Annotated in this window: 30 protein-coding genes; all 30 read right to left on the minus strand. The window is 53.1% G+C overall.

Going from position 1 to position 22,096, the window contains the following annotated elements:
- Position 1 precedes the first annotated feature (1 nt).
- Positions 2-670 (minus strand): phosphoadenosine phosphosulfate reductase domain-containing protein, encoded by a 669-nt coding sequence (locus BMX66_RS05080; RefSeq protein WP_090878955.1) that lies wholly within the window; start codon positions 668-670, stop codon positions 2-4.
- Positions 670-1,668 (minus strand): hypothetical protein, encoded by a 999-nt coding sequence (locus BMX66_RS05085; protein ID WP_090878957.1) that lies wholly within the window; start codon positions 1,666-1,668, stop codon positions 670-672. Before BMX66_RS05085 ends, BMX66_RS05080 begins: the two co-directional genes overlap by 1 nt.
- Complete coding sequence (locus tag BMX66_RS05090) at positions 1,661-2,092, minus strand: hypothetical protein (RefSeq protein WP_090878959.1); 432 nt, start codon at positions 2,090-2,092, stop codon at positions 1,661-1,663. Before BMX66_RS05090 ends, BMX66_RS05085 begins: the two co-directional genes overlap by 8 nt.
- Complete coding sequence (locus tag BMX66_RS05095) at positions 2,092-3,642, minus strand: hypothetical protein (protein WP_143058199.1); 1,551 nt, start codon at positions 3,640-3,642, stop codon at positions 2,092-2,094. The genes BMX66_RS05090 and BMX66_RS05095 overlap by 1 nt, the downstream gene beginning before the upstream one ends.
- On the minus strand, positions 3,639-4,538 hold the full coding sequence (locus tag BMX66_RS05100) for a hypothetical protein (RefSeq protein ID WP_090878963.1): 900 nt from the start codon (positions 4,536-4,538) through the stop codon (positions 3,639-3,641). The genes BMX66_RS05095 and BMX66_RS05100 overlap by 4 nt, the downstream gene beginning before the upstream one ends.
- Positions 4,535-5,107, minus strand: a complete 573-nt coding sequence (locus BMX66_RS05105; RefSeq protein ID WP_090878964.1) for a hypothetical protein — start codon at positions 5,105-5,107, stop codon at positions 4,535-4,537. Before BMX66_RS05105 ends, BMX66_RS05100 begins: the two co-directional genes overlap by 4 nt.
- Before the next feature lie 42 nt (positions 5,108-5,149).
- A complete protein-coding gene (locus tag BMX66_RS05110) occupies positions 5,150-5,647 on the minus strand; it encodes a hypothetical protein (protein ID WP_090878966.1) in 498 nt (165 codons plus the stop codon).
- 62 nt (positions 5,648-5,709) lie between these two features.
- Entirely contained in the window at positions 5,710-6,678 is a 969-nt protein-coding gene (locus BMX66_RS05115; RefSeq protein WP_090878969.1) for a phage major capsid protein, read from the minus strand.
- Positions 6,679-6,706: 28 nt separating this feature from the next.
- Positions 6,707-7,750 carry a hypothetical protein gene (locus BMX66_RS05120; RefSeq protein WP_090878971.1) on the minus strand — a complete coding sequence of 348 codons (1,044 nt, stop codon included), beginning with the start codon at positions 7,748-7,750 and terminating at the stop codon, positions 6,707-6,709.
- Positions 7,751-7,805: 55 nt separating this feature from the next.
- Positions 7,806-8,078 carry a hypothetical protein gene (locus BMX66_RS05125; protein ID WP_090878973.1) on the minus strand — a complete coding sequence of 91 codons (273 nt, stop codon included), beginning with the start codon at positions 8,076-8,078 and terminating at the stop codon, positions 7,806-7,808.
- The gene (locus tag BMX66_RS05130) at positions 8,079-8,894 is read right to left on the minus strand and encodes a DDRGK domain-containing protein (protein WP_090878975.1); all 816 of its coding nucleotides are present in this window, start codon (positions 8,892-8,894) and stop codon (positions 8,079-8,081) included.
- A gap of 450 nt (positions 8,895-9,344) precedes the next feature.
- Positions 9,345-9,827 carry a hypothetical protein gene (locus BMX66_RS05140; protein ID WP_090878979.1) on the minus strand — a complete coding sequence of 161 codons (483 nt, stop codon included), beginning with the start codon at positions 9,825-9,827 and terminating at the stop codon, positions 9,345-9,347.
- A 3-nt stretch (positions 9,828-9,830) separates the two neighbouring features.
- Positions 9,831-10,271, minus strand: a complete 441-nt coding sequence (locus tag BMX66_RS05145; RefSeq protein ID WP_090878982.1) for a hypothetical protein — start codon at positions 10,269-10,271, stop codon at positions 9,831-9,833.
- Between the two features lie 6 nt (positions 10,272-10,277).
- The gene (locus tag BMX66_RS05150; RefSeq protein ID WP_090879897.1) at positions 10,278-10,706 is read right to left on the minus strand and encodes a phage tail fiber protein; all 429 of its coding nucleotides are present in this window, start codon (positions 10,704-10,706) and stop codon (positions 10,278-10,280) included.
- A 1-nt stretch (position 10,707) separates the two neighbouring features.
- Entirely contained in the window at positions 10,708-12,855 is a 2,148-nt protein-coding gene (locus BMX66_RS05155) for a hypothetical protein (protein ID WP_090878984.1), read from the minus strand.
- Entirely contained in the window at positions 12,855-13,817 is a 963-nt protein-coding gene (locus tag BMX66_RS05160; RefSeq protein ID WP_090878985.1) for a hypothetical protein, read from the minus strand. The genes BMX66_RS05155 and BMX66_RS05160 overlap by 1 nt, the downstream gene beginning before the upstream one ends.
- Complete coding sequence (locus tag BMX66_RS05165) at positions 13,814-14,476, minus strand: hypothetical protein (RefSeq protein WP_090878987.1); 663 nt, start codon at positions 14,474-14,476, stop codon at positions 13,814-13,816. Before BMX66_RS05165 ends, BMX66_RS05160 begins: the two co-directional genes overlap by 4 nt.
- The gene (locus tag BMX66_RS05170; protein ID WP_090878989.1) at positions 14,476-14,793 is read right to left on the minus strand and encodes a hypothetical protein; all 318 of its coding nucleotides are present in this window, start codon (positions 14,791-14,793) and stop codon (positions 14,476-14,478) included. The genes BMX66_RS05165 and BMX66_RS05170 overlap by 1 nt, the downstream gene beginning before the upstream one ends.
- The gene (locus BMX66_RS05175) at positions 14,790-16,106 is read right to left on the minus strand and encodes a PBSX family phage terminase large subunit (protein WP_090878991.1); all 1,317 of its coding nucleotides are present in this window, start codon (positions 16,104-16,106) and stop codon (positions 14,790-14,792) included. Before BMX66_RS05175 ends, BMX66_RS05170 begins: the two co-directional genes overlap by 4 nt.
- Positions 16,078-16,398, minus strand: coding sequence for a DUF5681 domain-containing protein (locus tag BMX66_RS05180; RefSeq protein ID WP_090878993.1), 321 nt, complete (start codon positions 16,396-16,398; stop codon positions 16,078-16,080). The genes BMX66_RS05175 and BMX66_RS05180 overlap by 29 nt, the downstream gene beginning before the upstream one ends.
- 134 nt (positions 16,399-16,532) lie before the next feature.
- On the minus strand, positions 16,533-16,820 hold the full coding sequence (locus tag BMX66_RS05185) for a hypothetical protein (RefSeq protein ID WP_090878995.1): 288 nt from the start codon (positions 16,818-16,820) through the stop codon (positions 16,533-16,535).
- Complete coding sequence (locus tag BMX66_RS05190) at positions 16,817-16,996, minus strand: hypothetical protein (protein ID WP_090878997.1); 180 nt, start codon at positions 16,994-16,996, stop codon at positions 16,817-16,819. The genes BMX66_RS05185 and BMX66_RS05190 overlap by 4 nt, the downstream gene beginning before the upstream one ends.
- An 80-nt stretch (positions 16,997-17,076) precedes the next feature.
- Entirely contained in the window at positions 17,077-17,427 is a 351-nt protein-coding gene (locus BMX66_RS05195; protein WP_090878999.1) for a hypothetical protein, read from the minus strand.
- A gap of 284 nt (positions 17,428-17,711) precedes the next feature.
- Positions 17,712-17,984 carry a hypothetical protein gene (locus tag BMX66_RS05205; protein WP_090879003.1) on the minus strand — a complete coding sequence of 91 codons (273 nt, stop codon included), beginning with the start codon at positions 17,982-17,984 and terminating at the stop codon, positions 17,712-17,714.
- Positions 17,981-18,451, minus strand: coding sequence for a DUF1367 family protein (locus BMX66_RS05210; protein WP_199679270.1), 471 nt, complete (start codon positions 18,449-18,451; stop codon positions 17,981-17,983). Before BMX66_RS05210 ends, BMX66_RS05205 begins: the two co-directional genes overlap by 4 nt.
- 52 nt (positions 18,452-18,503) lie before the next feature.
- Entirely contained in the window at positions 18,504-19,484 is a 981-nt protein-coding gene (locus BMX66_RS05215) for a hypothetical protein (protein ID WP_090879007.1), read from the minus strand.
- A gap of 260 nt (positions 19,485-19,744) precedes the next feature.
- The gene (locus tag BMX66_RS05220; protein ID WP_090879009.1) at positions 19,745-20,005 is read right to left on the minus strand and encodes a hypothetical protein; all 261 of its coding nucleotides are present in this window, start codon (positions 20,003-20,005) and stop codon (positions 19,745-19,747) included.
- A complete protein-coding gene (locus BMX66_RS05225; protein ID WP_090879011.1) occupies positions 19,992-20,177 on the minus strand; it encodes a DUF7696 family protein in 186 nt (61 codons plus the stop codon). Before BMX66_RS05225 ends, BMX66_RS05220 begins: the two co-directional genes overlap by 14 nt.
- Positions 20,167-21,600 (minus strand): DNA (cytosine-5-)-methyltransferase, encoded by a 1,434-nt coding sequence (gene dcm / locus BMX66_RS05230; protein ID WP_121169243.1) that lies wholly within the window; start codon positions 21,598-21,600, stop codon positions 20,167-20,169. The genes BMX66_RS05225 and dcm overlap by 11 nt, the downstream gene beginning before the upstream one ends.
- Complete coding sequence (locus BMX66_RS16115; protein ID WP_369826963.1) at positions 21,597-22,010, minus strand: HNH endonuclease signature motif containing protein; 414 nt, start codon at positions 22,008-22,010, stop codon at positions 21,597-21,599. The genes dcm and BMX66_RS16115 overlap by 4 nt, the downstream gene beginning before the upstream one ends.
- Between the last annotated feature and the right edge of the window lie 86 nt (positions 22,011-22,096).

The following is a 22,096-nucleotide window of genomic DNA, read 5'->3' on the forward strand; positions in this document are numbered from 1 at the left end:
TTTACTCCATCGACTCAGCAAGGGCGGCATTCAAGAGATTGAGCCGTTCGGTATATTCAGCATACATTTTTGGGTATTTTGTCCTGGTGAACTCGACTCTGTCCGTTGACTCTTTGCGATACGCGGTACAGTCATAACAGTCCAAAGATGAATGCTTAATCGAGTAGTGAGCAGGAACCTCCATCTTTGTCGCCAGATAATCTAAAACCTGTTGGCTCGTCCAATCCTCTATGGGCTGCAGCCTCACAATACCTTCAGTTATGTCGCCATTACGAGAGGTTGACTTATGCCCCTCATCGGCGCGCTGCCCGTAGACAATCTCATTTGCTCCAATCTCCTTCGCCTTCATGATGATCGGGAGGCTGATATTCTGGAAACAACAGCCCAAGTAACTCTGTATTCTGGTAGGTTTCCTGCCGGTCACCATCTGACCTAGTTTCGTCCAATTGATGGGTACCACATCAGCAGGCAACCCCTCGTCCGCGTTCTGTCTGTCCCGGCTAATCTCTACCGTTATCACAGGGACAATTTTGGAAGCGTACTCAACCATTTGCCGAGTCTCCGGATAGCTTTTGCCGGTATCCACATAAATGGCTAAGTCAATACTTCCCCGCAGGAGATGCAGGCAAGCCATTGAGTCTTTGCCGCCAGAGAAAGCTAATACCCTCATCACATCGCCATCATGCCGGCCGCCATCATTCCCGAACTGCCTAGCCCGAATAAGCCGCTCATCATATTGTTAGCATTCCCTGACTGAATGTTATACCGCCCCATATTCGCCTGATCCTGCGCTTGGGTAGCCTGCATGATCGGTGACGCGGCCATTTGCTGGCCCTGGAATCCCTGGAACTGAGGCACGTTGATAATCGCTCCCGAGCGGAGAGCATTGATCTCGTTCAGCGGCAATTGGCGCAAGAACGCCTCTTGAGAGATAGCGTTTTGTCTTGCCTGCGTATCCATGCCGAACTGCGCTTGTTGCTGAGCGGTGGCCTGTTGCTGAGCGCCAAGATTGAAGTCGTTCTCTTGAGTGGCTAAATCCCGCTGCGCGTTGCCGTGCGCTTCCGAGCCACGGAATATCCCTTGATTCGACAACTGCGTTTCAGTCATTTCACGCCGCCGATCCATGAAAGGCTGGTTACGCTGAGTAATGGCGTTATAGGCGTTATCCCATCCCTGCTGACCTGCTACGGCCTGATCCGGGATCTTCGACATATCGAACTGAGTGCCGAGCATCGAGCCAACCCGGTCAATCCCACCCTCCGCGAGATCGCCCAGACCTTGACTGATGCGATTGGACTGGTCGAATAAGGCTTGCTGTTCGGGTGACAGGGTTTGTGTAACCGTAGGGGTCAGTCCATCGCCCGAGCTCATGAAGGCGCTGCGATCAGGGGCTACAGGGGAGGAAGTAGATACTCCCAACAACCTCCCGAGAGGACTCGCATTCTGTTGTGCGCCAAGAGAGGACTGATACCTCTGCATTGCCGCGTTATATCCGGCCTCGTCAAACGTGGGCGCGCTGTCATAGGTGACGGTCTGCCGCCCATAAGGGTTAATAATGTTCGGGTTGCTCAGCTTGGATGAAGCAATCGCAGCCTCTTTATTGGCTGCTCCCTGTTCTATGGCTGCGCCCTTGTAGTCGGGTGCAGCTGGAGCTTGTGGTTTAGGCATTACGGTATATCCCCAGATATTTGCAATCTTCTTTACGCAAACAGTAGATCAGCATGTCTCCGCTTGGATGGGCATCCTTTAACCGTGCTTCCAAATGAGCGCCTTTCAACCCCCTAGCAAATCTTAATGATTCGGCATTAGATTCAGGAACCATTCCTCTCAAGGCTTTAACCCCAAGTTGAACGAACGGGTAATAAAACAGGAACCAGAGGAAATTCCGGGTTAACCATTTCTTCCCCGGCAGGGCTGCGATATGCATGAATATGGTTGTGCCGGTGTAGTTGTCATACACAACCCCCACCACTATCTCGCCATCGCTCTCTAGCCCCACAGCCTTGTAACTAGACCAGTCATTCTCGACCCCCATTTGGTCAGATACGAATTTAGCGACCCTCTGCGGATCGTCACAGATAACGCGCTTCATTAGATAGTCGCGCCCTTCTCAAACACAAAATCCGTAGCCTGCCAGCGCACGTTAGAATCCCTGCTTGATAGCTGAAGATGCAAACTTCCGGCAAAGCCTATGCCTGAGACAGATTGCCAATCCTTCTGAATGGAGAGAGAGCCGCCCCATATCCCCGTATCCCACAGGTCCGTATCCCACACCGCGCCACCTGAAGCGGCCAGCGTCGGGACTCCGGTCGGGTCGGAAGTATCGAAATCGACATTCATTCCCATTAAAATACCGGGCGTTCCGGTTGCGGAAATGATGGGCCTTGCCATCGTCCAGCGTTTTAGCTGAGCGCGGCTGCCAAAATATGAGAAAGCAGGGATAACGCTGCCAGTAATGCTATTCCCTGAATCATTGTATCCAGCCCATCCTTTCTTGACGGTTGAGGCGGTTCCGAAGTAGATTTCATCGTTGAATAGCTCCCAACAACTTGCTTCCCATCCTGTGAATTTGCACCACTTGCCGCTGATGGTATTCATCACGTACTGATGGAACTCAGTAGTGGAAACCGGCACGTTCAAGAGGATCATGTTGCCGTTCGGGTACTGCTGAATCTGCCAGCCGAAATTTGAGCCGTATGACTCTACAGCGTCGGCCATGGCGTAAAGAATCTGATCGGTAATCGCTATCCGCTTGCTGATCCGGTCGGACAGAAGAGCCTTGGACATCGGCATTACACCATCGCGGGTGACAATCAGCAGATCGCCGCCAAACTTCATGAAGCACCGCCGCCCGACAGGAGAGCCGATATTGAAAACACCCACTAGCGCAAAGGTGCTGGCGCTGGCCGGGTCAGTTCCCTGATATACCGCCACCTGACCCTTGGATGACACGAACACCGCGTGATCGTCCAACCCTTCCCCGGCATCCAGGCTCCAAGTCGCCATCGCCATGAGGTAGCCGCCATTGGTAAATAACGGCCCCACGTCAAACGAAGTAGCCGCCCCGCCGATTGAATCCGTAGCCAGATACCATGCTTTGGTTGAATTCCTTTCGACAAACCATATACGGCGCTTGAATACGTTTATATGGATCAGGCTCGTGGTGGTAACCCCGGTAATGGCTGGAGTTGATAAGTCATCAACAGCCGTCCAGGTCGTGCCGTCATAGGCCAGCGGCTTATCTATCCCGTTGACCATGTAAAGCCACTGAGCCCCCCCAGGGACGCCGAAATTTATATGCTGCCAGCGACCGGAGGTAATGCCAGCACTTACAACAGCAGCCCCTACAGGCCCCGCCGAACTTACGTTATAAATGGCGGCATCGGTCGATCCAAACAACTGAGATGCGGTGGAACTGCTATAAGCTGCAAGCGTCTCAATCGTGCCTGTAATGCCGGTTACGTGGTTCTCGCTACCCTTGCGGAGCATGACGTCCGTGGTGTTCGGAAACATGTTCTCCATCTGCACGGCGTCAGTCTCCGGCATGGCAGAGATAGCATCTCGCGCGTTCCATCCTCCGACCGGCGCGGGTATTGACTTGACGTCAGCCACCGCCCGGCGCCCCATTCTCATCGGTTTCACGAGCCGTAACCAGAATCCGGGATTGAGCCTGAGTTTATGAACATCGGCGCGTTACTGCTCGACAGGCTCAAAGTAGGCGCTGAATGATCCATCGCCATTTCCTTCTGCACCTGCATGTAATAGTCGCGGGAAAGGCTGGTCGTATCGAATCCCTTGATGTTGTAGAACTCGAACTTTGCCCCGCATATCATTGTTCTGTCGCGGAAGATGCACGTATCAGCATCATCCGAAAATTCTGTTTTAGCCGTGCCGTTCGAGCCTGTTACCCAGGCATTCGATACGTATTCAAAGCCAAGTTGTGATTCAGCGGCAGGAGGCCATATCTGCAAATAGCCGCCAAGAATCCGGTAGCGGATGCGCGGCCCGGTAGCGACGATCCCGCCCTTGAGGTACTGCCACTCTTGCGCGGACTTCGGCCCCATCAACTCCCAATGGTTGGTTTTGTCCCATTGGGTACGGTGCACCATGCGATCAAAGTCTGACGGCAGGCTGTATTTCGTCTGCGTGAAGGTGATAGATACGCCCGATTCCGTGTCCGTTACCGGATTGCTCAGCGTGACCTGAGTAGACGAATCCACCGAGGAAACGTAAGTGTCGGCTGGTATATTCTCGCCCGTAGCCATGAACGTTAAAGCCGCAATCCCGGTAGTGGAGCTCAACCCGGTAATCACGGCTGAATCGGAAGTCATGTCGCCGGTCAGGCTGATAACTTCCGTGTCGAATCGATACTCCTTGGTCAGGCCTTCCCAATTCTCATTGGTGATAATGTCGCCGCCGACCTTGTTCATCAGCGCATAAAGTTGAATGATCTGCGGATCGGTTGACGACGCAACGGCATTGGGGCGGGAGATTCCCATCTCGCCGCAAGCGGCCTGAACAAGTTGCAGGAGTGTCATTTTTTAGGCAGGGTGAGGGTTTTCTTCCCGTTATCCGGGTCAAGGCGCTCTTCCAGGGCTTGCAGACGTGCCGCCAGATCGCGGTTTTGTTGCTGCAATAACTCGTTTTCTCCTTTGATCGTCTCGAACTGCGCTGCGTACTTGCTCACCGCTTCGGTATCCTTCATCACATCTACAGAAGCTTTTGCCTTGGCAACCAATTCACGCGCGCCCAATCCAAGATTTGATAGATGCGCATCGCTCACGCTGGCAAGCTGCTCAACTGTGTAAATGTGCTTGTGGTTAAGGTCTCGGATAACTGCTTCGTCCACTTCGCGCCATTGCTCCAAGGGGTAACCAGTGGCCTTGGACTGTTCCCCGGCAGCGTATGCCGCCCAATGGTTAGGCCAGCGCACCTTGTCGGTTTCCTGCACCTTCCGGCGCATTTCGGTACGGGCATCTCCCGGAAAGATGATCTCTACAAAATCTGACTCCTTGCCCTTGTCGCTGTATTTGTAAAAACGGACATAGGCTGATGCGTCACTGCCATGAGACACGTGGCCGTTACGAACGGTCGGCTCTGCAAACATAAACACTCCTTGAAGATAGGCCCCTCCGGAGAGGGGCGGTTATTACAGCGTGCGGCCAACCTTCGGCCAGTTGAGAAAGCCTGCGGCGGTTGCAGCGGAGCCGCCATTGGCGGTATTCAGCACAATGCCGTCCATCACTTCTGCGCCAGCCGTGGCGTCATCATCCAATTGTCCGGCGGTTGCGGTCGTGTTGATCAGGGTATGTGCGGCAGCCGACGCGGAGACGCGAACCGTGCCAGGCCCGAAGATTTGCAGCCAGCCAAAGCCGGAAGCAGCGATAGCGGCACGAGCTACACCTGCCATCTTGCCGGCGCCGGTACCGGGTGCGGAGGTCGTGGTCGTTGCCATCACAGCGGTAAAGTCGCTGCTGTTGATCAACGCAACATAGCCATCCCCGGTAATGCCGGAGCCGCTGTCCTCGACGTAGATATAACCCTTCGAGCCGTCTGAAGTGGTGTTGAAACCCACTTGCCCAATATCGAATTCCGCGCCTTCTGCTTCGGTTCGGGCCTTCGTCGGGTCAATGCCAAAAATGTACATATTGAAATCCTTATGAAAAAGCCCTCGTGAGAGGGCTGGAATTGTTCTGCTATCGAAAATGCTTAGTCCAGGAGTACCGCCTGAAGGAAGCCATTTGAAAGCGTCATGTTTCCCGCCACCGCGATCAACTTGACCGTCGCGTCTTGATTCACCGAGAAACGATCCGGATCCAGCGGAACCATGTTGCGATCCTTGTGAGGGCGCCAGAAGAGGTAATTGGTATTGATGAAGTACATGTGATCCGATGGCGCATTGCCACCATAACCACCATCGAACACCACATCCGCATCCATGAACTTGAGCGAGGAGAATCCCGCCTCGGCCATTTCGGTAGAGGTAATGCGCTGGATCGCTTGCAGAGATTCCCAATACAGCCGGAAATAGTTGTTATCCGCAATGATCAGATCAGGCCGATCCGTGCCTCGAACCACTTGCAGCCACACGCGGTTCATGTAGCTTTGGATATTGGAAGCCGTAGCCGCCGCGCCGCCGTCCGTGGTGGCGTCATAGGAGGCGTTCTTCCAGAAGGTCCAGGTGCTGCGGTTGATCCCGCCGACGGTATTGGTCGGGGTATCCGCAATCAGGGCCTGGAGACCGCCTATTTGCTTCCCGCCGTCCGCCGTGCCGTCCGAGTACATATCCGCGCTGAGATTGTTCTGCATGGTGCGCTCGGCGTTCTTGATGCGGCTTTCAAGCAGGTCGATAACGCGCTCTGAACCGGAGTTTTGCAACTGCTCCAGACCGGAGATAGAGACCGCAACAGCGGCTTGTTTCCAGTCAAACTCGGCAGCGGTAAAGACATCGCTTGGAGAAATATTGAGCGTTTCGTACCCGCTGTAGCGCTTGAACGTGCTGTTCTCGGTGTATTCGAGTTCCTGCACGATGGTGCGCCCGCCGTCTACCGGCTTGACGTTGCCGCGCTTTTTCAGGCGGTTCAGGAGTGCATTGTTTTCTGAAACATTATCAGCCAACTTGCCGCTGCGATTACGCAGGGTAGTGGTGATAATTTCCGAAAGATTCGGAGAAGCCATGGTAAAGAGTCCTTATGAAGGGATTGAATTAAAGACGACCGCCGGAGGCTTCCATCGCCGCCCGAATGTCATCACGAATACTTGCATTGGCTATCGGGACCGCCGCGCCTGAAGGCGTACCCTTGACGCTGACTGCCTTAGCCTTTGCCGTTTCCGCAACTTTTGCCTTATCCTGAATCCGCTTCGCCTCTTCGTCCTTCAGTAGCGTGGAGCGTATATCCGGCCTTGCCCAGACTGCTTTCTCGTAAGCATCCTCCAAAGTCTCCGCGTAACCCGCTTGCAACAGTTTCGACATATCTTCACGAACCTGTTCAAAGTGAGGGCGATTCGGGCTGCTGGAGAAAGCCTCGATCTGCTGCTGTAGCTCGGCCTGTTCGGCTTGCTGTTTGCGCTGTGTTTCCTGCTGCTGGGTGAATTGCTGGTTTCTGATGTATTCCTCAAGCTGCTGGACACGCTGGAACGCATGTTGCAGGTTGGGGTCTAGTTGCTGCTGCTCCTGCCCGTTGAATTGGGCAAGATCGATACCGTAGTCCTGAGCCAACTTGGTGAACGCCTGCATTTTCTGTGCTGGCGCGCCGTGGCGCAGGGTATATTCCGCCTGGATCAGCGCATCAAACGCCTTATCAGGGGTGACTTGCAACTGAGCCAGATATGGCGACCACTTGTCGAATACCGGCTTTATGGTCTCGGCGTACTTGGCGGACTCGGCATAGCGTTGTATGCCCTTGTTATAATCGGCTTCGCGCCGGAGTATTTCTTCCTGAACGGTCGGGTCGAGCGTATCAAACGCCGCCTTTATTTCCGGTTTCCAGGATTGGGGGGCTTTTCTGGCGTTAGTATTGGCAGCCTGCTCAGGAATTGAGGCAGGGGCAGTAGGCACCCCTTCTGTTTCAACTTCTCCAGCCGCCTTTGCAAACCTTCCACCTTCGTCTCTTGTTCTTGAACTCGTTTCAGTCTCAAGTTGCGTTTCTTCATTCGTTACCTCTTGCGATTCACTGCCAGCCGATAGAGCAGCCGCAATGTCATCGCGCAAACTGTCCTCGGTGGCGTTGTTGTCAACGTCCGCGTCCATAAAAAACTCCGTCTTATTGCTGCGTGGGAAATTCCCCTTTCACAAGGGGCAGAACTCAGTGACCGCGCACCGCTCTCAGAATGTCACTCTTGAGGCCCGGCACGTCCGGCATTCTCTTGGGCTTAACGAACTCGTTCCCGATCTCTACCATGTTGTGTTGCTTCAGGTGAGCCCGGTGTTTCGATCTGCTGCCTATCTCTTCGCCGGTAATGGTGGAGCGATAAGGCTTAATGTCCGGCATGATCATTAAGCGCGATGACTCAGGCGCAACATATTGATCTTTCGGGACCAGTTCGCCATTGATTTGAATCCATGATTGTCGTGGCATCTATATCACCATCATTAATAACTCTTCGTCTTCATCAATCTGCTTCTGCCGTGCCTGCTGCTCCCACATGTGGAGCATTTGCTTGACTTGGAACGCCTCCTGCTGCAACGCCTCAAGATCGATTTCAGGCTGCTGGAACTGCTGAATGATCGCGGCGGCTTGTTCCTGAACCTCTACGGGTATTTCAGGCTGGAATAATGCCGCATACGCCTCGTCAAGCTGCATCCTGAGCAGATGCTTTATCTCTTCGCGGTCATGGTCTACAAGCTCGCGTTGTCTGCGCTTCCTGCCGATTACGCCGACTCCGGCGAAATGGCCTCCTGCGCTCTGGTCGGAAGATTCGGATGCTCCGCTGACGGTTGACGTACCTGATGCGGCGCCGGATGTAGCGGCAATCGATGTGCCAACGCCGGATGCAGTTGATGTGCCAGATGCTGCGCCGACAGCAGAGCCAGCGGCAGAGGAACTGCCGACGCCTGATGCCGTAGAGGAGCCGCTAGCAGAGCCCGCCGAAGCAGACTCGGATGCGCCTACGCCTGATACTGTTGCCGATCCTGATGCCGTTCCAGCGCCAGAGTCGCTCGCGGAGGCAACCCCGCGCGTGTACTCGGGCAACCAGATGTAAGGAGTCTGAATATCCTCTTCATTCGTCCCGTAGCTCGTTCCTTGCCTGGTTGCGACCTTCCCGCCGATAAGGTCTGCAATCGTCGCATCGCTTGCCGTTCTGCCGTGGAGCAGGAATTTGATATTCGGTGCGAAAGACATGCCAAGGATAGGTGCCTCGCTGGCAAGCTCAAGTGCTTGCGCTGCTGTCACCCCCGATCCAGGGATAAATGCTATCTGGCTCCAACGACCCTTGAAAAAGCGGTTTGCGGTTAAATCAGAGCGGGAGCCTATGTATTGGCCGGTTGTTGAATCATAGGATGAGAAGATGGATACCCCTGCGGACTCTACAGCAGACGAACTTCCCACCTCTGCCTGGCCGGCGTAAAGATTGCCTGACCGTCTCGTGACGTATATCCAACTCCAGTAAGCCCTTCAACTTTTACGCCCACCCCCAAACCTGCGGCAGTGTTGTAAACGTAAATGTTAGTGCTGCCGATTGCCCCGTAAGCGCCGGTAGAAATCAGATATTTAATATCTGCCGTGCTTTCTGGATATACAAGTGCCAGCCACGTCCAATCTGCATTAGGGAGCGAAAAATCCGCATGATCCGGTACTTTGTGGTATCGAGTTGTATTACCCGATCCTAAGTCTATTGCCATGCTATAGAGTGGTGTAGGTCAGCGTAATTGCCCAAGCCAGCATGTCACCTAGCGCATTTGTGCCGGTGGTGGCGTTCTCCCGGCCAAGCCGAAGTGAAAAGTAATCGCCTGCAGCCGCGCTATCTACGTTCGTCAAGGCAAAACTTATCTCCTTCATCAGCCCGGCTGTAGCAGGAACTGTCGAATCGGCTGATTTGTCTAGAGTAGCGTAACTTTCGGTAAGAATATCCTCGCCAGCCGTTACCGCCATGACTTGCGAGCGGAGGGAAACAACTCCCGTGGTTGCGGAGAGCATAGAATATTGCCACTTGACTGTAAGCCCGGAGGCGTAATCATCTGGTAGCCGGAAAGACCAAGTGATTAACTCGTCCGTTGTGCCATCGAACGTTAGGTATGGGCGAGCGGCGACATAGCTCATGCCGGGCGGACTCGTCACATCCTTTATGCCGCCAAGAATCGGGAGAAGTATTTGTGATGTAGCCATGCGTTAACTCCCTAGCCGATTGCGGATTGAATTGCGTAACTGCTCTTCCGTTCTTAACGGGTAATCCGCTATCTGACCAATTCGGGTTTTCATATCCGCGAGAGAAGTAGACGCGTCCATTGCGTCAAGCATGGAATTTGTCTTGTTTGCGTGAGCGTTGAACTCATCGAGAACGATCAGCATGAAAGCGCGAAGGACGCCCTCCAAATTGGTTAGTTGCGAGGCTTCCGAATCACGTCTGGCAACAAGCTCCGCTGCGTCAACCGCGTCCCTTGCGGCTTGATCCATCAGCGACACAGCATCTCCGGTGATTACCCAATACTTTGATGCGTAACCCACTACAGCCGACAGGTCGGGATTGATGATCCAGTCGATAGCCGGGTAAGCGGGCTCGTGGACGCTGCGCAGGAATTCGCGCGTCGTGCGGTTAAGGGCGTTAGCCACGCTGGACTAATCCTCTGTGATCGCGGTGGCGGTTGTCAGCTTAGGGGTGACGCCGCTGGAAACAGAAATATTGGGAGAAACAGTTCCGCTGTATAGCAGCTTCCCGGCACCGGCTGACGCCGTTCCCACGCCAAAATGGGTTATCGTGTTTGTGCCGCCAGTCGCCGCGGGGAATGCTATTTCAGCAGCGGGAGATACGCTATTCCCTGTTACCGTCCAGCCACTACCGGAGCGGGCCACAGCCACACGCGCATAACTCGTATATGTTGCCTCGCTGGTTGTCTGATCCCCGGCTTCGCCTGGGTCTGCTGTATGCAGGCTGACATACAGACTCGTCAGCGGGCTGGCCGCTGCGTTATCCGCTATATTCGCTATGGCGGTTGCCGTGAATATCAGTTTCAGGAAATCGTTCTCGAATGTATTGCCTTTGCTCATATCAACCCACCCCTTGCGCGCGGCCATCAGGCCCATAAGATACGTTCATCATCCTGCTACCCTTCCTGACGCTGATAACCTTTCCATCTGGCCTGCGTTCGTATTCGACAGGGGCCATCATGTCCTGAGAGATTTGATGCACCTGACCGGCGAGCATTTGCACGGCTTGCATGATCTGGCTCAATTGCTCGGCCATTTCGTTCTCTTCGTCCTTGCCAGGGTCGGCCTGACCGGCAGTGATAGCCGAAGTTCTTACCTGAGTTTTGGATTGGAGTGCGGCCTTCTTGAGTTCAGTCTGCTGCTGCAACTCGGCCTTTTTCATCTCCATATCCTGGTCCATCATCATTTGCTGCTGAGCGCGTTCCTGATCGCCTTTAAGGCGTTCCTGCTCAAGCTGCATCTGCATCTGAGCCTTGATGATCTCCGGATCAGGCTGCGGCTCTTGAGGCTGCGCGGCCTGTTCCTTCGCCTGCTCTACAGCATCCTCGATAGTGCCTTCGATGGTTTTACCGGCCTTGAACGCCCGCACACCATAAAGCAGCACTTCGCCAAGCATCGGAGCGAACTGAGGAGGGGCTAAAGCGGCTTTTTCGATAAACGTGCTGACCGCTTCGATGAACTCCATTCGATTCTGCTTTTCCTGCTGCTCGTCCACTTCAATGAGCGAGTCGGAAGAAATCTCTATCCGGAAGTCGCTCATGACATCGTCGCGCAGCAATTCCAGAGCTTGCGGCACGAGCGCCTGATCCTGCTGGCTCAATTGACCAGCGCCGGATATGGTGGCAATAGACTCCGTCTGGTAATGCTTGCAGATGATCTGTGCTTTGATCTTGAGCAGTTCTGTGGCAAATTGAGCCACGTTATCCTGTAATTTCTTGAGTCGTTTCGAGGCAAACTGGCCTTTAAGCTGCTGTGCGCCTAAAGTCTCGTTCGGGTCAGTGGCCCCACGGATAATGTCCGATATGCCGGTGATCTCGTAGATGGTCTGCTTGACCTGTTCGCGAGCGAGATAAAGAGCATTGAGCGCGACAACGACCATATCCAGAGGCATGAACTCCACAACGCCCTTGATACCGCCCTTTTCGGCGAACATCATCCAGTTATCAACCGGAATGAGCGTGTTATTCACGCCTTCCTGTAGCATCCTTTGCACACCGGTTTGGGTGGCGTCATACACCCCAACAACCTTTACCGCCCTGACCAGTCCATCTATGCGCTCGCAGATCGTGTCAATTTCCCGCGCCTGATCCTGATACTGCGCGTAGTCTGCAACAGGGATGAGGCTATCGGTCGTTGTCGTGGCGTACAGCGGCTTAGGACAAGGAAAGAAGCAGTCCAGCCCTAAAGGATCGTCTACAACGTCCAGGGCTTCAGGATGACTCTTGGAGAGCCATACGGCGATGCCTTCCTTCTTGTCCCAAATCTCGTAAATCGTGGCTTTCTTGAGCGTTTCGCCCTCGGGTGTGCTTAAAACGTTGTCTTCAAAGTCGGACTTCTGGTCTAGCGCAATTTCATTCCCGATTTCCTTTCCAAACCGGGCAACACATTCTGCCCTTGACAAAGGAACTCGCCGCCAAACGATGGAAACCTCTTCCCATGTCCGCGCTACGTTGTGACCAAAGTCTGTCCAGGCAACGTAATCGACTGGAGCGCATTCGTAGTCGATGATCTCTGCGCTTGTTGGCTTCTCAACGTCTTCAGTAATCTGCGCGTCTGATTCTTCACTCGGCAACTCCACGCTTTTAGTTACAGGCTCATATCGAACCCAGGCCACGCCACGGCCAGGTAATAACCTATCCTCAACGCTGTTACCTACCGCACTAGCATAGTCAGAATACTGCTCCACCTCGTAAGAGAGGGCGCGTTCGAGCAAGAGCGCTGCAACACGGCCTACGGGATCCTTGTCTTTATAGCGGCGTGATACTTCGGGCTTCGGCAAGCGGGCAAATACAGCAGGTAATACGGTCTGCACGTTAGACCAGAGAATGTTGTACCGGGCATCCGCGCCTTGCATCTCATTGCGCTCGTCACGGTAACGCTTGACGATCTTCCGGCCCCGAGCCTCCCAAGACTTATACGTGCGCTCGTACAACTCAATATCGAGCAGGTAGCGGCGTTTCAGGGACACCATGTCGCGTTTTTCCATCATTACCCTATTATCGCCATGGCGTTTTTAGCTGCAGCCCACCAGTTACCTGACGCTCCACCCCAATTGAGCCAAACAGTAATGTCTGCTCCTCGGTAAGCGTTTGTCCTTGCGTTTTCCAGGTATCTTTCTGTAAGCCCTGAGTCATCGTTCCCGGTGCTCATATAGTCCACGATCATCAGCGTTTTTGCGGCTACCGGATACGCTGACATAACGGGCGGAATGCCCGACTGCATGTCAGGGATGCGATGGGTATCCGTTATCCCGGCACACATGCCTTGCGCGAGCGACCACTGGAATTCCTCCACTACCTCCGCGTCAGGGCTGCCATCGCAGTAGTTATAAAACGGGTAAATCTCTTTGCCGGGAAAGCAACTCTGAATGTGTAAGCACATCTCGCGGTGAGCATTCCTGATCTGCCCTGTCGTCAACCCGGCAACAGGCCAAAGTTCGCCAAACCCCCAGGCTGACTCATCCGGACCTATTCCCTGAAGGGCTGAATGGCTCCCGACTTCCGCCGCCATCGCTGTAATCAGCGCCTTGTAACGCGCCATTACGTTCGGGTTGTCATATCGGGGCGACCATCCATCGAATCGGTTTAGCCACAGCCCGCCTGTTCCTTGGTCACCCCCATAGGTGGCTGTGTCGTTCAGCATGTATGCTGGCAGAGGCTTCGGCTTGGCGGGCGAAACAGTCTTGGTGAAGACTCGAACGATCACCTTTTTCCCGTACGTTGCTGCGTAATTCAGGGTCGTTGTCAGTGCCGAGAAGTCGTAAACACCCTCTGCCGTCTCCATCGCTACCCACGAGCAGGGATATAGAATCCCCTCCGTATCCAGAACGCACTGATGATGCCAACTCAGAGATGAACTCATGGCAACGTCGTAGGCATCTGGCAACATCCAGTTTTCGTGACTGCCAGCGAATGGTGGGATGGGCGTCAGATTTACGGCCAACACACTCATATCGACTCGAGCACGACCGAATAACTGATCAGATCGAATGAATCCAGGGCGCTGGCCGTAGCTACGCCAATGGAGACAGTCATTGCCGCGTCAGTATTGATGTTAGTAGTCAGGTCACTAGCGGCAGTAATTGTCTGCTGCTGCGGGGCAAGCCATGCGGTAGTGCATGCTGTGGTTGCTGTTGCAACAACCGTCTCTGCATCCGCCCTGTTCTGTTGCAAATCCGTGGCTGTTAGGCTCAGGAAATACGCCCTTGGGTCAGCGGAGGTCCCGGTTGTGCCGATATAGATGGTGGCCGTAGCTGTAGCATTTGCCCCGCGACGGTAGAAAAGCGCGCGCAGTCGGAGTGCTGAATGACCTGGAATAAGCATTTTTGCGGGGATAACCAGTGACCCGAAGCCGCCGCTCAGATTAAATAAGGCGCCTGTTGATCCGGTAATAGTTGCCACAGGAGCAGCAATCGATCCTTGATCCCCCGCCAGCTTAACCTGCCCGTTAAGCGGTATCCATCCCGCTGATGTAGCCTTCCAAAACGACCCAGCCTCCCCGCCTACATCGGATATATTGATTACCGTGCCGGCAGTGGATGTGCTGTAATTCGGCCGAGTCGCCCAAGTGTAGGTCAGGATCGGGTTATACCCGGCTGATCCCTTAAGCATTACAGCCCCTCCCCGACCTGAACGCTGATTGTTGCTGAGCCGCCGGAGCGACAAATCGCGCTGATGTTGTATACCTGGTCGCTTGGGATGGATAGGACGATGTCAGAGCCATTGAGTACCGGAGTGGAGGTGCTTGTAGGAGTGGTATCAGGCAGAGTGGCGGCCTGAGTGCCGGAGCCTATGGAGACAAACACCGCGCTCGGACCCTCGTTGATAATCCGCACGCTATTGCCCTTGGACGGCAGAGCGGTCGATATGCTTGCTGTCGCGGTGACTGTGATAGGCAGTGTTTTTGCTTGTGCCGAAAATGGGTTCATATCCTGCCCCTGGTTGATTGTTTGTTAGTCGCCCAAAGCTCGTCGAGCGATACGTCTTGAATGAATTTCGGTGCTGGCTTGGCTGGCTCAGTCTTGACCATTTGCATGACCTGGCAGCCGTAAGCAAAAGCATCGCTAGGGTGTGATGCCCAATTGTGTACGGGCTCGCGAGAGAATATGCTTGTGTCGTCGTTCCACTCGTACTCCCACGCCCGGAGACCGTCAAGTCCGGCCTCGCAGTTCGTGGCATGGAACTCGCACTGATCAATCACAGCCCTTGCCGCGCTGATCTGGTCTGCCTTTTTGCTCTGAGGGACTACTCCGACATGCTGCGCTCCAAAACCAGCGAGAAAGCGTTCTACGGTCGTGTGGCGGCTCTGGAATGTCTTGGCTCTGGCGTCATGCGGTAGCCATATCTTACCGAGGCTGCAGCCTAGCTCTCTGAGAGCAGCTTGTATACGAGGTATCCAATCATCAGCATCGAGACCGCTATCGCCTTCGTATTTAAGGAGACGATAACCTCCCATACATCTTTGCCAGTACCACCAGCTAGCCGTATCTCGAAAACCAATATCGCTAGACACGTCAACCAAAGCCCCATCGGAATCGAATTTAACGCTGTCATTTATCCTTCCCTCTCTCTCCGCTACATTTACCCACCGCGCCAGTATTGCGCCTTGAGATGAGCCGTACGCCCCATTCCAGATATGCTCTGCTTTGTCTGGATCAATCGCAAAGTCATGATCCATCTCTTTGTGCAGCACTTCGGGAAACCAGGGATTGTCACGCCAGTTGATCATTACCGAGATTGCGTCTTCCGGTGGCTGGCGGCGAAAGAACTGGTCTACCGGATCAGTCTTGTGCCGGGGATTCCACGAACACCATATTTCCGAGCCGTCTTTGCGTATCGTTGGCCTGAGCAAATCGAGCGAGTGCTGTGACATGGTCTGAGCTTCCTCAACCCAGGCTATGTCGTACGCTTCAAGAGACTTGATGTTGTCCGCGTTGTACGACTGCATGCCCTTGAAGATGATCAGCGAGCCATTAGCGCCGCGTATCTCGCTCTCAAGCACTTCGAAGAAGTTGTTTAAGTTGAGCTTGGCTATCTTGTCGCCAAGTAACTGCTTGACCGAATCTTTGATTGAGTTTTGAACTTCACGGATACATACAACGCGAGCGGGTGACTGGTAGCACTTGAGGATTACTTGTTCGGCGAAGAAATGAGACTTAGCCCCTCCTCGCCCGCCGTATGCGCCTTTATAGCGCTTTGGGTATAGGAGCGGCTTAAGTTTCCGGGGTATCTCGATTTGCATCGACTATCACGAATTCGATTACGCTATCGAGCCGACCATTAAGATTTGCTTCAACTGCCTGTACAGCCTTGCCGTATCCGCGATCAATGATGTATTGCGCGGCTGCGAGTCTATTTTTCTCGGTCTCACCGCTGGTCATGATCTTTTCGATGACTCTTAGTGCGCCAGGCGTTTTGTCCTTACAGGCTTGCACAAGGTCTAGTGCCTCTTTGGTGAGCTTGGGGCGCCCTCCAGGGTTGCCACTCTGGCCTTTTTTAAAGCCATGCGTTGTTTTGGATTTGTTCTCAGCCATTACCCCTCCCGTGGAGCTTTCGCTTCGGGCAATAAAAAACCCCGCGTCCTTTCGGAGGCAGGGTTTCGGTTATTCATAAATTCAGGGCGAGTTATGCCCTCATGTTGGCAATATAGCAAAAAAACGTTACTGAGTCAAACTTTTGATAAGGCAATCCGTATTCCCTCGCTAGGCTTGCCATTGCCTAACTCTTTGGCTTTCTCCCAGTTTGCATCATCGATGTAGATGGTGCGCGGCTTTCCGTCAGCCATCTTTGGGGGGCGCCCTACCGGGCTTTGCTCCTCCTCTTTTATCCCCCGGAACGTGCTATACGCTCCTTTATTTAACGCCTTCTCCGCAAGCTCGTGTGTCTTATGCCTGCTGATTACGTCGCCCCTCGTATACTTGTCATGGTCATACAGAGCTACCACACAGTAATTCATGCTGCCACCCCGTATTGCTCGCAAACCTTAATTTCTTCCGCCGATTTGGCGTAATAAACAATCGACCTGTCTTGTTGGATGGAGCAAGCGGCCCGAATTTCTTCCATGGATACCGCAGCCTTGATTGCTGCCGCAAACTCTTTGGCTTTATCTGCTGCTATCTTAAATGTTTTCACTTTGCTCTCCCTTAATTACGTTGTTGATGTGTTAATTATATACGTATATAAGTAGATTGCAAGAGATATTTAAAATATTTTTACCATATCCCCTTTCTTTCAATTCCCGCCTGTATCATGCCCTTGGCGCGTCTGAGAGTTGCAGCATAAAACACGACAAGGCCGCGATACCTCGCATCAAGATACTGATGATGTATCGCTGATCTTTCCTCCTCCGGCAAGCCTCTTATGATTGCGTCGACCGCCTGCGCAAGCCACACATCACCCGTATCCTCCATATCCTCTATGCTGGTAGCGCCCAACTCAGCAAATCCACATGCCTTGCCTGGATAGCCCCTTGCCACCGACCCGCCACGCTTCATCCAGTCCGCCCAGGTCAAAAGGATTACTTCCAGCCTGGATATAGGCTCAACGATCTCAATTTTACCCATGCAGTTTTCCTTGCTTTGCCAGTTTGACCAACGCTTTTAATCGCCTGCTTTTATGCTTACGATGCAGCTCAGCCTTACGCGCAGCCGCTTTCTCGTTCCACGCTGATCGGGCTATTAGGCCGTCTGCTATCTCTTCGGGGTTTCTGTACATCCAAGCAGGGAGAGCGTTACTCAATTCATCGCCTCCTATCCCGCAGCCCATCCCTAATCGCGCATCCGGCTTGATAAATACTGAAACCCAAATACAGCAACCCGATGAATATCAAAAAGCCGTCGAACATCATCTACCTTCCCTCCGCAATCGCACGATTAGTCAAAGCCAGCAATCCGCTTTCATCCAGTTTCCACATACGCTCAAATCCTCGTCGTTGTAGACCATGTACACCCGTAGGCCCGGTGTGATGGTCTGGGCAGAGAGGCGCTACAGCGAAATCATCTGCCGGCACGGTGACGTGATGCACGTGCACGGGCTTTGTCTCAAATCCGAGCTTGTAGAGGCACACTACGCAAGGCAATTGCGCTATGCGGTCCATGTAATGTCTTGATGCTCTGCTCATGCGTACACCAACACGCTATCAGCCCATTGCCGCAACCGTTCCTCGGTCATATCGCTGCCATAGATATGCTTCAGCAGCGCATTAATGGTGGCGCTGTACAGCCTCTCGAAAGTCTCTTCATTCATCTTCGCCCATGAGATGCTATCGGCCTCTGCGCGCACTTCACCGGTTATCGTTGCGACTGGATGCCAGTAACCGGCCAGGATGGTTAAATCCTTGCGGAATTTCTCGAAGTTCGGCTCGATGCGATGCCCCTTGTGCTCCGGCATTTCTGCTGTCTCAGTCCAGTATTCGAAACCGAGTTGCGCCAGCGTCCACCACTTGCGGAAGAACTTACCGTTCCGCATTTCTGAGACTTCACACTTGATAGTGGCGCCGATCTTGAAGCGCTTCAGCTTGTCGGCCTCGATGTCATTGGCCGGGACCAGTGAGCCAAGTGCGTTTTTAATAAGGATGATTTCTTTCACGCTTCCAGCTCCTTCACAACCCTCAGCACGTCATCCAGCGACTCAACTATATTCATTCCGGGAACCTCTTTATTGAACCAAGCCTTCCATTAACCATGTCTGTCACCTGATCCACAGTGCTGATCATGTAAACGGGACCTCCCTTCCATTCAGCCGCCCATTCCTTTTGGTTCTGGTTTAATCCGCGCTTGCCATATCCTGTTTTTGGGTTTTTTATATCAACCATGTAGGGCGTTCCTTTGCACATCACCAGGATGTCTGGAACCCCGCTGCCCAAGGTAGACATGTCCAAAACACAAGCCCCGAGCTTCTCAAATGCATCAACTATCTCTTTGTGATTTGCATCTTTTTTCGCACCGTATTTCCTAGTCATAGTCCCTGCCGCCTTCCCTGCCCTGAATGCGCCGCCACTATCGAGATGGCATTTGTATGAACAATATTTTTGGGTGTTTGATGGAATCTTTCTAAACGTGTTTTCACACATAAGACATTTTTGATAAACCACCTCCCGTATGATTTTTGGCTTCGGCTCTAATATTTTTTTCGGTGGACGGCCTTTCTTTACGTAAGGACCAACTTTTGGTTTTGTTGATAGGTAGCATGCATGTGAGCAATATTTACTAGTCTTGTTGTATGAGCGATATTCCTTGCTACACGCCTTACAAACCTTCCTACCAGCATCCGAATAATTCGGATTTAGCTCTCCCTTTAAAACAGTCCCCGGTCTTGCTTGAGCGCACTTCACGCTGCAATATTTCTTAGAGTTTTCTACGTAAGCACCAGCGGTTCCTGGTGTCAGATACGGCATATCGATGCCACAACTCTTACAGTTACGCCCTCCTTCAGCCACTAACTTCAAAGGCTTGCCGCCCCGCATCGTCTTCTGCCCAAGAGGGTGCGTCATAACCTTCTCTATATCCCACCCGATGTTTATTCGGTTCTGCAATGTGCTACATCCAATCCCGATCTCGCGCGACCATTTACTCAAACTTTGAGTTTTCCCGTTAAATGTGATCAATGTAACTTTTGGCATATCAACACCGCTTCAGCTGCGAAATGATCAGCACAGAGCAGCCCATCTTGCGGAATGCGTCGACTATCTCAGGCTGGTTTGTGTCTACCTTGGCGGCGCGGCGGAAGGTCATCTGAATAACCCTATGATTGCCGCTGTTACAATCGCGCACGCGACGTAAGACAAACCCCTCTCTGTTGAATCGACGGCATCAATTTTGCCCAATGCTCCAGCGCACCCAGAAAGCATTACCGATAAAAGCGCGACAACGTATTTAATATTCATACCGTCAACTCCTTCTCCGCTTCCTCAACTTCTTTCAGGTCTCTGGGGCGGATGGGGAGGAGATAACGATCCTCTTGGCAATAAAGGTAGCCAAACGCCGGATGCCGATCTTTTCCTTTGTGAGAGATTAGCCACAGATCATGATGGAGCACCTGACTCAACATCGCCGACCCTATAAACTCGCCAACCTCGACAACTCTACCCAGCCATTTGCCCTCTAACACAATCGCCAAATCACCCTTCCTACATCTCAACATTTGCCTTCTCCTTTTTCCTAATCCGGTTCACGTCATCGATCAACTCGTTCGCCTTTGCTTTTCCGCGCTTCTGGAGCACTCCCTGGTAATAGGTATTTCTCCTTTCATCGCCCATCTTCATGACGTAGCGCGCTTCGCATTCACGGCGGTATTCTTCGGAGTCATTGGGCAATCTGTTCCACCATCTGAATACGCTTGCCGATCCAGTGCATTACCGGAACCGCCATGCTGTTGCCCAACGCCTTGTATCTCGGGCCATCCGCAGCGGGTTTGCCGCGAACATCGATGAGCGTGTAGTTGCGCGGAAATCCCTGTAAAAACTCACATTCGACGGGCGTTAACCTTCTGACCGCCATCTGGCTAAAGCCACTTCCCTCTTGTTTTTCTGAACGCTCCCAATCGTCCCCCTTCTCGCCTGCTGTGCATGTTTCCCGCAATACCCCTTCGAGTGATGTTTCCCGCTGCACCCCGGAACGGAGCACTTCTTTGCTGGATTTGCCTGCCGCATGATCCGCGCTGTTACTCCATCCACCGCTGTCCTTGCAGGCTTTCATTGTTCCAGCCACATCAACCGGCACAAGTGGCGTACCCCGCCCCGATCCATCCTCGCTTGCGTCAAAGCCTTCGTCGCGCAGGGAATGCGCGACAGGTAAATACGTGTCCATGTCCGCTCTATGGCTTGTATTTTCCTTTGCTCGTAACGGCCTTGCGATATAGGGCGCCTCATGGTTGCAATTCAGCGTAGGAGCCATGTCTGTAGCCATTTCCGCTCCAGCTTGGCCGGTTGCAACGCATATCAGTTTGTGTCCGTCAACGTCGTCATTGGCCTGTCCCATGTTCCGGCCGCCGCGCGCGGTGAGTGCGCCTACTATCAGCCCTCCGTCGCAGTCAAAGTCCGTCCTAAGGCCACCGCCCGCAGAGCTTCGGCTAGGGATTGTGGGAGCGACTTTCCCCGCTTTTCTGCTCGGCGCAGGATTCCCCGACAGGCTGTGGCGCTCAAAAAGTACCGGCGGTCTACTTCTCCAGTTTCCAAAATCTGCGAGAGCGAACATGCGACGGCGCCTCTGCGGAACTCCGAACCATTGCGCATCCAGAGTTGCCCACTCGAATAACCCTCTTTCGCTCGCAGCAACTCCGGTGTTTCGCCATCCATCTGCCGGTACGCCAAATTTGATCCCAAGTATTTCTCCAACCATGGAAGCAAAGTCTCTGCCGCCGTTGCTGCTGTAGATTCCTGGTACGTTCTCGAGCAGGACATATCTTGCGTTTGTCCATCGAACAATCCGCATTGCGTCGAAAAAAAGTCCGCTTCTCGTGTTGCTTCCGTCCTCATTTTTTAACCCTCTTCTCTTTCCTGCGATACTCAAATCCTGACAAGGGAAGCCACCAACGACCAAATCAATATGCCCAAGCCTTTCTATTTGTTCCTTGGTAATCTTGGTAATATCTCCAAGATTTGGAACATCCGGGTAGTGATGCGCGAGCACGGCGCAAGGGAATTTCTCAATCTCGGCCACACCAGCGCATTCCCATCCAAGAGGGAGCCAGGCCATGCTTGCCGCCTCGATTCCGCTGAACAGGGACAAGAATCTCATTTGCCTGCCTCGTGTTCTATGCGGTGACAGTTCGGGCAAATAACCTCGCCGTTCGTAACAGTGTTTAGTCCGCCCTTGCATCTCGGGATGATGTGATGAACGTCGCAAGTGGCTTTATCCCATCCACATCGAGTGCATGAACTCCCTTTAGTCCTGCGAACCGCATTCGCCCATGCTTTTCTGTTCTTAAAGACGGCTTCATCGGAATGAATTTGATACGTTTTTCCAGCATTCCAAACAGTTTTTGGCTTGCTAGAAACCTCTGACCTTAAGCATCCGCAAGACTGCGTTCCTTTTCTCTCGCCAGATCGAAAGTTGTTGCTTTGGACCAAACACTTTGTCCCGCAATCGCAGATGCATTCCCATAGCAAATGACCGTCCGATGATCGCCCAGCTTCTGAAATCACCATCAGCCGGCCATATCGTGTGCCAACTCTATTTATTGCGTTGCCTCGCTTCACGCTGGCCGCCTCTATTCCGGAGCATACGGAGCCGT

Origin of the sequence: Nitrosovibrio sp. Nv6, assembly GCF_900110495.1 — a bacterium.
In the GTDB taxonomy this organism is placed as follows: domain Bacteria; phylum Pseudomonadota; class Gammaproteobacteria; order Burkholderiales; family Nitrosomonadaceae; genus Nitrosospira.